Here is a 13,456-nt window from a genome sequence, read left to right as displayed (position 1 = left end):
CTCTCAGCCGGGGAGCGTGCTCAGCTCGCCGCCGTGGACGGCGACGACGGTCCCGTTGATGTAGCTGCTGCGGTCGTCGATCAGGAACAGGACGACGTTGGCGACCTCCTCGGGCTCCCCGATGCGGCCGCGGACGTTGGTGCGCGCACCGAGCGCGTCGATGTTCTCGCCGAGCATCTGCTCGGTGCCGTCGGTGCGCGTCGGGCCGGGCGAGACGCCGTTGACCCGGACCCCGCCGGCACCGAACTCGGTGGCCCAGGAGCGGGTCAGCAGCTCGGTCGCCGCCTTCGACGCGCCGTAGGCGGTGCCGACCGGGGCGACCGCGGTGCCCGCGGTCGAGGTGACGTTGACGATCTGGCCGTACCCGCGCTTGGCCATCGCGGGCGCCAGGGCCCCGACCAGGAGGAACGGGGCGCGGGTGTTGATGGCGACGTGGCGGTCGAAGGCGGCCGCGCTCGTGCCGGGCGTGCTGGTGAACTCGTAGACGCCGGCGTTGTTGACCAGGATGTCCACCTCGCCCGCCTCCGCGGCCAGCTTGGCGACCTCGCCGGGGTCGGCGAGGTCGGCGGACACGAAGCGCGCTGTGCCGCCCCGCCCGGTGATCTCGGCCACCACCTCGGCTCCCCGCCGGGCATCGCGGCCGTGGACGACGACCGCGGCGCCGCGCTCGGCGAGCTGGACGGCCACGGAGCGGCCGATCCCGGCGGTCGCGCCGGTCACGAGGGCGGTACGGCCCGCAAGTTCAGTGCTGGTGGACATCGGAGACCCCTTTCTGGGTTGAACCACCCAATTTGTACCACGATTTTTGGGTGATTCAATCCAGTTCGGTATCCTGGGGCCCGTGACTGAGAGCACGGCGACCGGGAGCACGGCCAAGCCCCACCGGCTGACCCGCAAGGGACGGGCGACCCGGGACCGCATCCTGCAGGCGGCGACGGACCTCATCGCCCAGCACGGGGTCGCCGGCACGGCCACCGAGGACGTCCGCCGGGCCGCCGGGGTCAGCGGCTCGCAGCTGTACCACTACTTCGACAGCAAGCGGGCCCTCGTCCGGGCGGTCATCACCCGCCAGGCCGACGCGCCGCCGGTGCCCGGCCAGCCGATCATGGGATCGCTCGACAGCTTCGAGGCCCTGCGGGCCTGGGCGGACGCGGCCATCGAGCGCCAGGAGCAGAACGGCGGCCGCGGAGAATGCACGCTCGGGTCGCTCGCCGGGGAGCTGAGCGCCACCGACCAGGGGACGCTGGACGACCTCAGCAAGGGATTCCTGCGATGGCAGGGGCTGCTTCACGAAGGGCTCGCCGCCATGAAGGAACGAGGAGAGCTCCGCGCGGACGCCGACCTCGACGAGCTCTCCCTCTCCCTGCTCACGGCCCTGCAAGGCGGCAACATCCTCAGCCAGACGTTGGGCAACGCCGCGCCGCTCCGGGCGTCGATGAACGCCGCCCTGAGCCACATCCGCGCCTACCTGGCCCCCGCATAGGCCCTGACCCCCGCATAGGCCCCTCGCCCCCGCATAAGACCACGTGGGACCGCGCCGCGTGCCCGTCAGAGGAACAGGTACGGGAGCGGGTCCGGGCCGCCCCGTTCCCGGCGAACGCGGCGGCCGGCACGGCCTTCAGCGGCCGACGAAGACCGGCGGGCGTTTCTCCAAGATCGCGCGGGCGCCCTCCTTCGCGTCGGCGGAGCCGGCGCACAGGTCGAGCAGGCGCTCGGCCCGGCACCGGTGCGCCGGCCGATCGGGGCTGGTCACGGCGGCGATGGCCGCCTTGGCCGCACGGACGGAGAGCGGCGCGTTCGCCGCGATGGACTCGGCGACGGAGGCCGTGACGGCATCGAGGTCGCCGTCGGCGGCGAGGCGCGTCACGAGGCCCATCCGGTGCGCTTCGGCCCCGTCGACGCGCCGTGCGGTGTACAGGAGATCGGCGGCGGCCGACGGGCCCACCGCGGCGACCAGGGCCTTGACCTCGGGCATGGGGTACCCGATGCCGACCCGCGCCGCCGGGATGCCGAACACGCTGTCGGGTGCGGCGATGCGGACGTCGGCGTGCAGGGCGACGGCGGCCCCCGCGCCGAGGCAGTGGCCGCGGATCATGGCGATGACCGGACGGTCGAATCCGTCCAGGCCGCGGAACAGCTCCGCGGCGGCGTCCGGTGCGTCCCCTCCGCCGCCCGGCATCCCTCTGAGGTCGGCGCCCGCGCTGAACGTGGCGCCGTGCCCGGACACGATGAGCACCCGGACGTCGAGGTCGGCGGCGAGACGGTCCAGCGCGGCGGCGGCGTCGAGCATCATCCGCGACGTCAGCGCGTTGCGCCTGCGCGGGTTGGCGAAGACGAGGCGGGCGAGGCCGCCGGACACATCGACCTGGATCCGGGCCTCCTCGGCACCGTCCTGACGACCGGCGGCACCGTCCTGACGACCGGCGGGACCGTCCCGACGGCCGGCGGCACCGCCCGGCGCGCCCGGCTCGCCGGCGCGGTCCCCGCTCCGCGGCGCGGCGGTCATCCCGCGGCCTTCCCGGCGATGCTCGGCTCCGCCGGGGCGAGCCCGAGGACCCCGTCGGCGGCGAGCCGCTCGATCCGGTGCTGCTCGTAGCCGAGCTCGCGCAGCAGCCGGGTCGTGTCCGCGCCGAGCGCCGGCGCGCGGCGGGTCGCGCGGGGCGCCCCGTCGGACACGATCGGCGTGTTCACGATGGTGGGGTGGCCGAAGCGTTCCTCGTCGTGCGGGAACATCTCCCGGGCGGCGTAGTGCGGGTCGTCGATCAGGGCGTCGATCGTGTTGACGGGTCCGCACGGCACGCCGGCGTCGCGCAGGCGGTCCATCCACACGTCGCGGGGGGCGGAGCCGAACCGCACCTGGAGGAGCCGGGCGAGCTCCTCGCGGTGGACGAACCGCTCGTACTCGGTGGCGAACCGCGGATCCGAGACGAGGTCGAGGTCGAGGACGCGGCAGAGCTCCGGCCACGCGCGGTCCACCGCGCCGATGACCAGGGTCCGTCCGTCGCCGCAGGCGAACGCCTGGTACGGCGCGGCAAGCCGGTGCGCGGTGCCGAGAGGGCCGGGCGGGACGGACGTCCCGAGGTAGTCGGCGACCTCCCAGACGGACCAGGAGGCCACGGCGTCGGCCAGCGAGACGTCGATGTGGGCGCCGCCCCCTCCGCCGCGGACCCGCTGCAGGGCGGCGAGGATCCCGATCGCTCCCCACATCCCGGTCCCGATGTCGGAGACGGGGTAGCCGGCCTTGGCCAGCTCGCCGTCCGCCGACCCGGTGACGCTCATCAGTCCGCCGTAGGCCTGGGCGATCAGGTCGATGCCCTTGGCGTCGCGCATCGGGCCGTACTGGCCGAAGCCGGAGATCGAGCAGTAGACCAGGTTCGGGCAGTCGTGCTTGAGGTCGTCGTAGCCCAGTCCCTGAAGGGCCAGCGCTCCCACCCGGAAGTTCTCGACGAGGATGTCGCTCCCGGCCGCGAGCCGGCGCACGATCGCCTGCCCCTCGGGACGCTTGATGTCGACGGCCAGGCTGCCCTTGCCCCGGTGGACGAGGTCGAACGGGATCGGTCTGCGCCGCGGGCCGACGACGCGGCGGCGCATGCCGTCCCCCGCGACCGGCTCGACCTTGATCACCTCGGCGCCGAGGTCGGCGAGGATCGTCGTGCAGTACGGGCCGGCGAGCGCGCCGGTGATCTCCAGGACGCGGACGCCGGCGAGGAAGCTCGACTGCGGCGGGTCACCTTCGCGCAATGGGTTCGACACAATCACCCTCGGTTCTCAAAGCGGATCAGTGGACCGTAATACGGTACGCTAGGCAGGAGAGGTCGCCCACGTCAACCGGCGGCCGGCGCACCCGCCATGACGGGCACAGCCGTTCAGAACAACATGTCCAGGACCGGTGTGCGCCCCACCGGCGATGAGTGGCATGCTGGACCGGAGTGCGAACCAGGAGGAGCACATGCGCAGTGTCAAGACCGCCTTCCAGGTCCTGGACGCGGTCGCCGACCACCAGCCGGTGGGCCTCAGCGAGCTGGCCCGGCGGCTGGGGCTCCCGAAGGCGACGGCCCAGCGCAGCCTGGCCGTCCTCGCCGAGGTCGGCTGGATCAAGCAGGACGGTCAGGACATCACCCGCTGGGTGCTCAGCGACCGCGCCCGGATCGTCGCGCAGCGGGTGGGCGACCACGCGCGGCTTCGCGACGCCGCGCTGCCCAGCCTCGCCCGCCTCCACGCCGACACGCTGGAGACCATCCACCTCACCGTGCCGGACGACCAGGACGTCGTCCTGGTCGAGCGGCTCGACAGCCCCCACCCGGTCCGGGCCGTGCGGCCGATCGGCACCCGGCTGCCGCTGCACGCCTCGTCCACCGGCAAGGTCATCCTCGCCCACATGCCGGAGGAGGAGATCCGCACGTACCTCGCGCAGAACCTCTCCTCGCCCGCACGCCACACCAAGACCGACCCCGAGGCGCTCCTCGTGGAGCTCAAGCGCGTCCGCGAGTGCGGCTACGCCGTGGCGGAGGAGGAGGCGGCCGACGGCATCGCCTCGGTGGCCGGGGCGATCCGGCCGGACGGGCAGCGGGCCGTGGCGGCCATGAGCATCTCCGGACCGGTGTCGCGGATCCGGCCGGACATCTACCAGTTCTACGGGGAGAAGGTGAAGGCCGCCGCCGAGACGGTCAGCAGGGAACTGGCCTCCTGGTGATCCCCGCCCACCGGTGCTCCCGGCGGTGATCCCGGCGGTGATCCCGGTCAGGGCTCTCGGGCCCCCTAGCCGGAGAACGCGCGCGGTTCGGCCAGCGACGGATCGACGAGCGTCTTGACGCTTCCCCCTCCCCTCTCGGCCATCGACGTGAGCGCGGCCTCGACCGCGTCCAGCGGCTGGACGCGCGGGGCGACGTCGGCCCAGCCGGCGGCGCGGCTCCCGAGCAGTTCGAGCGCGCGGGGAAGGTCCACCCGCCGGACGTGGGCCATCGACCCCAGCAGGTCGATCTCCTGGACGGCCAGCCGGGTCACGTCGACCGGCGGCGGTTCCTTCTGCAGCCCGGCCACGACGATCCGGCCGCCCGGCCGCACCAGCGCCGTCGCGGCCGCGAGCGGTTCCGGCGCACCGGTCATCTCGTACACGACGTCCCAGGGGCCGCCGGGGGCGAGGCGCTCGACGAGCGTCCCGCCGTCGTGGTGCACGGTCTCGACCTCGCCGAAGCCGCCCACGACGGCCAGCCGGCCCGCGTCCCGGTCGCAGACGGTGACCCCGGCGCCGGCGGCGAGCGCCGCCCACGTGGCGAACGTCCCGATGCCGCCGGCCCCCAGGATCAGCGCCGACTCGCCCGCACGCGGCCGCCCCCTGCTGACGGCGTGCTGGGCGATCGCCATGGGCTGCGCCAGCGCGGCCGTGTCGCCCTGGACGCCGTACCTGCCGGTCTCCTCGCAGACGGCCGCGGGCACGACCGTGTACTCGGCGAGCCCGCCGTCGCGGTGGACCCCGGCGGTCCAGTACTCCTCGCACAGGTTGGTCGTGCCGCGCCGGCACGGGGCGCACCCGCCGCAGGCGGCCCCCGCGCCGCTTGCGACGAGGTCGCCGGTGCGCAGCCCGGTGACCTCCGGCCCCGTCGCCACGACGCGCCCGGCGAACTCGTGGCCCAGCACGACCGGCCATCGCGCCCGCTCCCGGCCCGGGATGATCACCGGGCCGGCCCGGTGCAGGGCCGCGTCGGTGCCGCAGATCCCCGCACCGGTGACCTTCAGCAGCACCTCCCCCGCGCCGGGGGACGGCCGCGCGATGGTCTCCAGCCGGGCGTCCCGCGCGCCGTGCAGCCGCAGCGCCCGCATCGTCGTGCTCACTTCCAGAATCCCCCCGCGGGGCTGACCCCGTGCTTGGCGCACAGCTCCTTCAGCAGCCCGGGGACCATGTGCACCCCGTGCCGCGCGCAGAGCCTCGTCACCGACTCCATGTCGGCGGCCCCCGAGTCGTTGAGGTCGCTGAGGGCCCGCATGTAGGTCTCGAACCCCCGGCCCGGAGTAGTGATCTCCAGCATCTGGGCCGGCTCGTCGGTGGCGTTCCACAGCGTGTGGACCTTGCCGGCCGGACGGTGGATGTAGCCGCCGGCGCCGATCTCGAACTCCTCGCCGTCGACCCAGAACCCGAGCGTGCCCCGGACGACGTAGGTCGCCTGGTGCTCCTTCTCGTGGGAGTGCGGCGCGACGATCAGCCCGGGAGGCACGATCTGGTCCATCACGTTGAGCGAGCCGTCCGTCCAGTCCGAGGCGCCGATGACGACGGTGACGGCCCCGACGCTGAGGCTCGTCCCGGTGTCGATCGACGCCACGTGCGGGACGTCGGGGTCGCCGTGCGAGTCGGGCATGGATTCACCTTTCCTTGCAGGGAGGCGCCGCTGGGCCGGCGCCCGGCGGCGGGCGTCAGCGCCCGGCGGCGGGCGTCAGCGCCCGGCGGCGATGGGGACCTCGCACCCGGAACGCTCCAGGACGGCGTCACGGGACTCCAGGACGGAGGCCGCGAGCTCGCGCGGGTCGACGTCCAGCAGCCGGCCCGCCCACTTGCGGGGCTCGCCGGCCACGAGCACGCCGGTGATGTTGCGCGGGTCGGTGCCCAGCACCAGTGTGCCGACGGCGTCGTTGAGCGGCATGTTGTTCACCGCCATGGCGTCGACGATCAGCAGGTCGGCCTGCTTGCCGGGGGTCAGCGAACCGGTGCGCGCCGCGACCCCGTTGGCCTTCGCCCCGGCCACCGTGGCGTATCCGAGGACCTCTCGCGCGGTGAGCATCGGCGGCGCGCCCTCGTCGCCCGCGTACCGATCGCGCTGCGACAGCATGCGCTGGGCGTTCAGGACGGCCTGCATCTGGCTGAACATGTCCGACGGCAGCGAGCACTCGACGTCCACGCTGAGCGCCGGCGCCACCCCGTGCTCCAGCGCCTCCAGGACCGGCGCGACACCGGCCTCGCAGCCGAGCAGCGAGTCCGACGTCGGGGCGATCACGACCGGGCAGCCGGCGTCGGCCAGCACCCGCCAGGCGTCCCCGTCCAGGCTGGTGCAGTGGATCCAGGTGACGTCCGGGCCGAGCAGGCCGGTGGCGGCGATCTCCGCGATGTGCTCCGACGCCAGCGGACCGAACACGGCGTCCACCGTCACGCCGATGCCGAGGTCGCGGGCCGACTCCAGCGAGTCCGCGCTGAGCGCCAGCTCGCCGGTGACCATCGGAGCGATCTTGGCGCCGACGCCCATGCGCAGCGTCACCAGCGCGTCGTCGGAGGACAGCTCCTTCGCGCGCAGCCGGGTGAGGTCCGCGAGCCACCGGCCGTCCCGCTCCCCCGCCAGGGTCGGGCAGTTGGCGATCACCGCCCGCGCGCCCGAGTCCCGCCACGCCTGGACGGCCGCGTCCGAGTGGGCCGGGGTCCTCGGGTTGTGGAAGAAGTCGAGCACGGTCGTCACGCCGGCGTCGAGCGCGCCGGCCGCGGCCAGCCGGGTGCCCGCGTAGACGTCGTGCGGCGTGTAGGCCGGCGCGATGCCGAAGTGCATGAGCTCCAGGTAGTAGGCCAGGTCGGCGTCCGGCAGCCAGCGGCGGAACTGGGTCTGCCAGCAGTGCCGGTGGGCGTCCTGGAACCCCGGCGCCAGGATGTGGCCGCTCGCGTCGATCACGACGGTGTCCGGACCCGCCGCGCCCGACAGGTCCGGGCCGATCTGCGCGATCGTGGAACCGGAGACGAGCAGGTCGCCGGTCGGCAGGTCGCCGATCCCGGGATCCATGGAGACGATGCTCGCCCCCCGCAGCAGGATGCCGCGGGTCGAGGCGCCGCGGTCCCGGATCGCCTTCAGCCCCTGAGCATCAGATGGCGTGAACATGGTTGGTTTCCCCTGTCAGTGGAAGACCTGGAGGTCCCGGCGGTCGATGATCGGGGTGCGCAGCACACCGATGTGCTCGACCTCGACCTCGACGACGTCGCCGTCGTTGAGGAAGCGCGGCGGGTCCATGCTCGCCCCGACCCCGGAGGGGGTGCCGGTGGTGATGACGTCGCCGGGCAGGAGCGACACGGTGTCGCTGATGTAGGCGATGATCTCGGGCAGGCCGTGGATCATGTCGCCGGTGGAGGCGTCCTGGACGACCTCGCCGTTCACCCGGGTCCGCAGGCGGAGGTCGCGGTGGTCCGGCAGCTCGTCCGCGGTCACGAGGACCGGGCCGATGGGGCCGCTGCTGTCGGCGTTCTTGCCGAGGGTGAACTGCATCGTCTCGGTCTGCTTGCGCCGGGCGCTGAGGTCGTTGAACGCGGTGTACCCGAGGACGTGGTCCAGCGCGCCGGCCGCGCCGACGGCGAAGCCCGGGCGGGCGATGACCGCCGCGAGCTCGACCTCCCAGTCCAGGCCCGGCTCGTTGGGCGGGACCGGGACGGGGGCCCCGTCGACGACCAGGGTGCTCTCCCAGCGGCCGAAGATCATGGGGTGCTCGGGCAGGTCGATCCCGCCCGTCCGTTTGGCCTCGTCGCCGTGCGCGAGGTAGTTGATGCCCACGCAGAACACCCGTGCGGTCTCCGGGACGAACGGCACCACGTCCAACTCCGCCAGGGGGAGGCGGTCCGTGCCGCCCGCCTGCCCCAGCGCCACGTCCGGCTTGGCGTAGAAGTCGGCCGTGGTGGCCAGCGGCTCCACCGACTCGCCGTCCAGACGGCCGATGTGCCGGACGCCGTCGCTCTTGTAGCCGATCAGTCGCACGCGGGAATCCCTTCGTTTCTTGATTACCGGATATCGCTGACCGTGCTTTTCACGGAAAGACCTGCACCTGGGCGTCCGCCGGAATGAAGTCGTTGTCGACGGCGCTGCCGTACTCGCGGAACAGCTCGTAGACGATCTCGCGGGTGATCTTGCCGTCGGTCATCTCGAAGCAGTGCACGACCCGGGCGTTCAGCCGCGTCCCCGGGGGGTACGGCAGGTTCGGCATCTCCTCGCCGACGATGGTGACCTCGCCGACCTGGTCGTCGAACACGATGTTCTCGGTGGCGAACCGGCGCAGCGTGGTGAGCTTGTGGTAGCGGACGGTGCGGAAGATCCCCAGGTAGGCCTCCTTGACGTCGGCCGGATCGGTGTAGATCATCCCGCGCGCCGGGGCCTCCCAGACGATGCCGGGCCCGTAGAGCTCCAGCGCCTTGTCGATCGTCTCCGGGGTCTCGTTGTGGAAGTGCGCCTCCACCACTTTGAGATTCCGCGCGATGACCTCTTCCCGGGTCAGTGCGCTGTCCGGGAGTTCTGTCGTCTCCGCAGAGGGCATGGCTCATCCCTTCTTTTGATGAATGTTCTTTGACGACCCGCTTTTCGATGACCGCTCAGAGTCCGACGGTCACGGTCTTGCTCCGGGTGTAGGCCGCGATCGCCGCCTCGCTGGAGCATTCGGCGCCGATCCCGCTCTGCTTGAACCCGCCGTACGTCATGCCCGCCAGCTGGCCGAGCCCACGGTTGACCTGCACCCATCCGCTGTCGATCGCGTGCGCCGTCCTGAGCGCCAGGCCGGTGTCGCGGCACCACACGTAGGCGGCGAGGCCGTAGTGGCTGTCATTGGCCATGGCGACCACGTCGTCCCACTCGCGCCACGGGATCACCACCAGGACCGGCCCGAAGACCTCTTCCCTGGCGACCCTCCACGACGGGTCGACGTCGGTCAGGATGACCGGGGACATGAAGTAGCCCTTGGTACCGTCGGCGGCCTCGGGTTCGCGTCCGAGGCGCAGCGTCGCGCCGTCGCCGACCGCCTCGATCACGAACCGCCGCACCCGCTCGTACTGCCTGCCGTTGATCAGCGAGCCCATGTCGGTGGAGGCGTCGAAGGGGTCGCCCACCCGCAGCGCGCCGCCCAGCTCGACCAGCTTCCGCACGAACGACTCGAAGACGTCCTCGTGGAGGAACAGCCGTGACCCCGCGGTGCACGACTGGCCCTGCCGCCCGAACCGCATGCCCGCCATGACGCCCCGGGCCACGTCGAGGGTGTCGGAGTCGGGGAAGACGATGGCGGGGTTCTTGCCGCCGAGTTCCAGCGAGACGGGCGTGACGCGCTCCGCCGCGGCGCGCATGACGTCCTTGCCGACCGCGGTCGAGCCGGTGAAGGTCAGCTTGTCCACGCCCGCGTGGTTCGCCAGCGCCGCACCGCAGTCCGGGCCGAAGCCCGTCAGCGCGTTGACGACCCCCGCCGGGACGTGCCGCTGGAAGATCTCGGCCACGTGCAGCGCGGCGAGCGGGGCGTCCTCGGCGGTCTTGAGGACGATCGTGTTCCCCGTGCACAGCGCCATGGAGATCTTCAGCGCCGCGAGCGCGACCGGGGTGTTCCACGGGATCACCGCGGCCACCACCCCGAGCGGCTCGCGCACGGTGTAGTTGAGCAGGTCGCCGCCGACCGGGGTGGTCGTCCCCTTGAGCTCCGCGGCCGTGCCGGCGAAGTAGCGGACGAACGACGCCGCGAGGCCCACCTCGGGGCGGGACTGGGTGCGCAGCGCGTTGCCGGTCTCCCGCGCGACCGTGGTCGCGATCTCCTCCGCCTCGGCCTCGATCGCGTCCGCGACGGCGACGAGGGCACGGGACCGCTGTTCCGGGATCGTGCGCCGCCAGCCGGCGAACGCGGCGCGCGCGGCGGCGACGGCGGCGTCCACGTCGGCCGCGGCGCCGCGCGGCACCGACGCGACGAACCCGCCGGTGGCGGGGTCGAGCACGTCGAACGACTCCCCCGACGCGCCGCCGACCCAGTCGCCGCCGATCAGCATCAGGTGGTGGGATCCGCCGCCCGTCACCCCCGTGCGAGCGGCGCGGCCGTGCGTGTCGTCGATGTCGGTGTCGTCCACGGCTCCTCCAGAACGTTCGTGGCCGCCCTCGTCCCCCGGGACGGTCTCCGCCGGCAGCCCCGGCTCACCGCGTCAGAATGAACCAGTGAACCGCATAGCGAAACGGTACGTGCGTCGCCGACGTGCCGTCAACAGTCTGCCGCGACCCGGCACCGGCTCCCCTGCGATGACATGCCGGGACCCGTCCGCGAGGCCGCCGGCGCGCCACCGGCTCTCTCCACAATCCACATCGGACGGGGTACGGTGACGAACCATCGATCCGCTTTGTGAACCCCTGATGGGTTCGGACGCCGATCCAGGGAGATACCCGTGCGAGAGACCGACCTCACGTCGCGCCCGGCCGGGACGGCCGGTTCCATCCGGAGGGAGACGGCGGCATGACCAGCCAGAAGATCGCGGTCCTCGGCGCGGGGGCGAACGGCGCGTCCATCGGCGCGGACCTGACCGAGGCCGGGCTCGACGTCGTGCTGATCGAGCAGTGGCCGGAACATGTCGAGGCGATGCGCAGGCGGGGCGTGCTCATCAAGGAAGCGGACCGTGCGCGCCGGGTGCCCGTCCGCACCCTGCACCTGTGCGAGGTCGCCACCCTGCGCGAGCGGTTCGACTACGTGCTCATGGCGATGAAGGCGTACGACTCCCGCTGGGCCGCGCAGCTGGTCGAGCCCTACCTGCGGCCGGACGGCCTGCTCGTCGGCGTGCAGAACGGCATGACGGTGGACACGATCGCCGAGGTCGTCGGCCTGGCGCGGACGGTGGGCTGCGTCATCGAGGTCACGTCGAGCATGTTCGAACCGGGCGTCGTCGACCGGTACTCGCCGAGGGAGCGCTCCTGGTTCGCCGTGGGGAGCCTCAGCCCCGAGACCAAGGGGCGGGAGGAGGAGATCGCCGCGCTGTTGCGGCACTCCGGCGCCGTGGAGGTCTTCGCCGACATCCGCGCGGCGAAGTGGATGAAGCTGGTGAGCAACGCGACGGCCCTGGTCACCACGGCCCTGCTCGGCCTGCCGCTGGCGGACGCGGCGGCGATCCCCGAGATGCGCTCGTTCATGATCGCCTCCGGCCAGGAGGCCCTCGACGCCACCGTCGGTCTCGGGAACCCGGTGCTCCCGATCTTCGGCATGTCCGAGGAGGCCCTCGGCCGTCCCGAGGCCCAGGTGGCGAACCTGCTCGACACGCTGCTGCGGGCCTTCGTCGTCGCCGGCGGGAAGACCACCGTCCTGCAGGACTGGATCAAGGGCCGGCGCAGCGAGGTCGACGACGTCAACGGGCTGGTCGCCTCGACCCACCGAGACCTCGGGAGCCGGGCGCCCGCCAACGAGGCGGTCGTCGAGGTGGCGCACCGTATCGAGCGGGGCGAGATCGAGCCGCGCGTGGAGAACCTCGGCCTGCTCCTCGAACTCGCCGGCCGCTGACCGCCGGGGCCCGCCCGGCGACTCCGCATCTCTTCCCAAATCTGGACCGACGATCCATAATACGGACCAGGCCGACCCTGCTTCGACCGAACCGGGAGAGATCATGACGGAGACGAAGGACGAGGCGACCCTGCCGATCCTGCCGAGCCTCGAAGCGGCGGGAAGGTCGATCCTCTTCTACGACGCGCGCACCCCGAAGGCGTTCCTGCCCCGGCCCGTCACGGAGGAGGAGCTCCGCCGCGTCTGGGACCTCGCCCGGTGGCCTCCGACGTCGATGAACAGCCAGCCGCTGCGGATCCTGTTCGTCCGGTCCGCCGCGGCGCGGAAGCGGCTCGTGACCCACATGTGGGCCCCGAACCGCGCGAAGGTGGAGGCCGCCCCGGTCACGGCCGTGCTGGCATGGGACACCCGCTTCCACGACCGGTGCACGGAGACGGCCCCCGACAAACCCGGCCTCCGCGAGATGTACGACTCCAACGAGCGGCTCCACCGGCTCACGGGCGAGTACAACGGCGCACTCCAGGCGGCCTACTTCCTGCTCGCGGTGCGGGCCACGGGACTGGGCGCGGGCCCGATGAGCGGGTTCGACGCGGAGAGCCTGGACGACGACTTCTTCCCGGACGGGCACCTGAAATCCCAGCTCGTCGTCAACATCGGGCATCCGGACCCCCGGTCCTACACGACCCGGCAGCTTCGCCTCGACGCCGACGACGTACTGCGCTGGATCTGACCGAGGACACCCCTGCCGCGGCCTGAACCGGCCTGGTTCAGGCCTCGCGGAGCCGGGTGCCGGGCCGCCGGCCGAGCAGCCGTGAGATGCCCAGGCCGCCGGCCACCAGCGACGGGAGCGCGGCCTGGTGCGTGACCGAGCCCGTCCGCAACACCACCGACAGGGCCGCGACGACGTGGCCTTGGCCGTTGACGATCCGGGTGGCCACCGAGTCGGCCCCCTCGGTCAGCTCACCGCGGACGACGGCGGTTCCGGTCCGGCGGCACGCCGCGAGCTGGGCCCGCAGCTCCGCGGGATCCACCACGGTTTGCGGCGTGTAGCGGCGCAGCCCACCGCTCAGGACCTTGTCGATCAGCTCCGGGCCGCCGTGGGCGAGCAGCACCTTGCCCACGCCCGAGCAGTGCAGCGGCAGGCGCCCCCCGACCTGCGACACCAGCCCCAGCGCGTGCGGCGCGGAGAACCGCTCGATGATCACCGCCTCGTGCCCCTCCA

General features: G+C 72.8%; 14 protein-coding genes. 4 read left to right on the top strand and 10 right to left on the bottom strand.

The genetic code is table 11. The features are described from left to right. Window positions 1-3: 3 nt before the first annotated feature. Window positions 4-759, bottom strand: coding sequence for an SDR family NAD(P)-dependent oxidoreductase (locus tag BM339_RS43305; RefSeq protein WP_024935184.1), 756 nt, complete (start codon window positions 757-759; stop codon window positions 4-6). An 82-nt stretch (window positions 760-841) separates the two neighbouring features. On the opposite strand from BM339_RS43305, the gene BM339_RS43300 reads away from it, so the two are divergent. After that, window positions 842-1,483, top strand: a complete 642-nt coding sequence (locus BM339_RS43300) for a TetR/AcrR family transcriptional regulator (RefSeq protein ID WP_075024607.1) — start codon at window positions 842-844, stop codon at window positions 1,481-1,483. 135 nt (window positions 1,484-1,618) lie between these two features. On the opposite strand, the gene BM339_RS43295 is transcribed toward BM339_RS43300, so the two are convergent. Both BM339_RS43295 and BM339_RS43290 read right to left on the bottom strand, forming a co-directional pair. Further along, entirely contained in the window at window positions 1,619-2,506 is an 888-nt protein-coding gene (locus BM339_RS43295; RefSeq protein ID WP_083598504.1) for an enoyl-CoA hydratase-related protein, read from the bottom strand. Next, on the bottom strand, window positions 2,503-3,741 hold the full coding sequence (locus BM339_RS43290) for a CaiB/BaiF CoA transferase family protein (RefSeq protein ID WP_075024606.1): 1,239 nt from the start codon (window positions 3,739-3,741) through the stop codon (window positions 2,503-2,505). The genes BM339_RS43295 and BM339_RS43290 overlap by 4 nt, the downstream gene beginning before the upstream one ends. Before the next feature lie 208 nt (window positions 3,742-3,949). Between BM339_RS43290 and BM339_RS43285 the strand changes: the two genes are divergently transcribed. Further along, a complete protein-coding gene (locus BM339_RS43285; protein WP_075024660.1) occupies window positions 3,950-4,693 on the top strand; it encodes an IclR family transcriptional regulator in 744 nt (247 codons plus the stop codon). 65 nt (window positions 4,694-4,758) lie between these two features. On the opposite strand, the gene BM339_RS43280 is transcribed toward BM339_RS43285, so the two are convergent. The 6 genes from BM339_RS43280 to BM339_RS43255 all read right to left on the bottom strand — a co-directional run bounded on the left by BM339_RS43280 (window position 4,759) and on the right by BM339_RS43255 (window position 10,825). Further along, the gene (locus tag BM339_RS43280; protein ID WP_075024605.1) at window positions 4,759-5,832 is read right to left on the bottom strand and encodes a zinc-dependent alcohol dehydrogenase; all 1,074 of its coding nucleotides are present in this window, start codon (window positions 5,830-5,832) and stop codon (window positions 4,759-4,761) included. Beyond that, the gene (locus tag BM339_RS43275) at window positions 5,829-6,353 is read right to left on the bottom strand and encodes a cupin domain-containing protein (RefSeq protein ID WP_021596352.1); all 525 of its coding nucleotides are present in this window, start codon (window positions 6,351-6,353) and stop codon (window positions 5,829-5,831) included. The genes BM339_RS43280 and BM339_RS43275 overlap by 4 nt, the downstream gene beginning before the upstream one ends. Before the next feature lie 75 nt (window positions 6,354-6,428). Continuing rightward, a complete protein-coding gene (locus BM339_RS43270) occupies window positions 6,429-7,850 on the bottom strand; it encodes an amidohydrolase family protein (RefSeq protein ID WP_021596351.1) in 1,422 nt (473 codons plus the stop codon). A 15-nt stretch (window positions 7,851-7,865) separates the two neighbouring features. Continuing rightward, on the bottom strand, window positions 7,866-8,714 hold the full coding sequence (locus BM339_RS43265) for a fumarylacetoacetate hydrolase family protein (RefSeq protein ID WP_075024604.1): 849 nt from the start codon (window positions 8,712-8,714) through the stop codon (window positions 7,866-7,868). A 49-nt stretch (window positions 8,715-8,763) separates the two neighbouring features. Further along, the gene (locus tag BM339_RS43260) at window positions 8,764-9,267 is read right to left on the bottom strand and encodes a nuclear transport factor 2 family protein (protein ID WP_021596349.1); all 504 of its coding nucleotides are present in this window, start codon (window positions 9,265-9,267) and stop codon (window positions 8,764-8,766) included. 55 nt (window positions 9,268-9,322) lie between these two features. Continuing rightward, window positions 9,323-10,825, bottom strand: a complete 1,503-nt coding sequence (locus tag BM339_RS43255) for an aldehyde dehydrogenase family protein (protein ID WP_218163913.1) — start codon at window positions 10,823-10,825, stop codon at window positions 9,323-9,325. A gap of 377 nt (window positions 10,826-11,202) precedes the next feature. Here BM339_RS43255 and BM339_RS43250 point away from each other — a divergent pair, with 377 nt between their 5' ends. Both BM339_RS43250 and BM339_RS43245 read left to right on the top strand, forming a co-directional pair. Then, window positions 11,203-12,234 carry a ketopantoate reductase family protein gene (locus BM339_RS43250; RefSeq protein ID WP_075024603.1) on the top strand — a complete coding sequence of 344 codons (1,032 nt, stop codon included), beginning with the start codon at window positions 11,203-11,205 and terminating at the stop codon, window positions 12,232-12,234. A gap of 103 nt (window positions 12,235-12,337) precedes the next feature. Next, complete coding sequence (locus BM339_RS43245; protein ID WP_075024602.1) at window positions 12,338-12,964, top strand: malonic semialdehyde reductase; 627 nt, start codon at window positions 12,338-12,340, stop codon at window positions 12,962-12,964. Window positions 12,965-13,001: 37 nt separating this feature from the next. Here BM339_RS43245 and BM339_RS43240 read toward each other — a convergent pair. After that, on the bottom strand, window positions 13,002-13,456 hold a 455-nt coding region (locus BM339_RS43240; RefSeq protein WP_276526558.1), incomplete at its 5' end, for an IclR family transcriptional regulator.

The sequence above is a fragment of the Actinomadura madurae genome (assembly GCF_900115095.1).
GTDB classification, from domain to species: Bacteria; Actinomycetota; Actinomycetes; order Streptosporangiales; family Streptosporangiaceae; genus Spirillospora; species Spirillospora madurae.
The sequence above is the reverse complement of the archived record's forward strand: the minus strand, read 5'-3'. Positions and strand labels throughout refer to the sequence as shown.

Bases quoted from the DNA above. Each gene is read 5' to 3' on its own strand.
- BM339_RS43275 (WP_021596352.1), bottom strand. From the start codon at position 6,353: ATGCCCGACTCGCACGGCGACCCCGACGTCCCGCACGTGGCGTCGATC.
- BM339_RS43250 (WP_075024603.1), top strand. From the start codon at position 11,203: ATGACCAGCCAGAAGATCGCGGTCCTCGGCGCGGGGGCGAACGGCGCG.
- BM339_RS43270 (WP_021596351.1), bottom strand. From the start codon at position 7,850: ATGTTCACGCCATCTGATGCTCAGGGGCTGAAGGCGATCCGGGACCGC.
- BM339_RS43285 (WP_075024660.1), top strand. From the start codon at position 3,950: ATGCGCAGTGTCAAGACCGCCTTCCAGGTCCTGGACGCGGTCGCCGAC.
- BM339_RS43295 (WP_083598504.1), bottom strand. From the start codon at position 2,506: ATGACCGCCGCGCCGCGGAGCGGGGACCGCGCCGGCGAGCCGGGCGCG.
- BM339_RS43260 (WP_021596349.1), bottom strand. From the start codon at position 9,267: ATGCCCTCTGCGGAGACGACAGAACTCCCGGACAGCGCACTGACCCGG.
- BM339_RS43245 (WP_075024602.1), top strand. From the start codon at position 12,338: ATGACGGAGACGAAGGACGAGGCGACCCTGCCGATCCTGCCGAGCCTC.
- BM339_RS43305 (WP_024935184.1), bottom strand. From the start codon at position 759: ATGTCCACCAGCACTGAACTTGCGGGCCGTACCGCCCTCGTGACCGGC.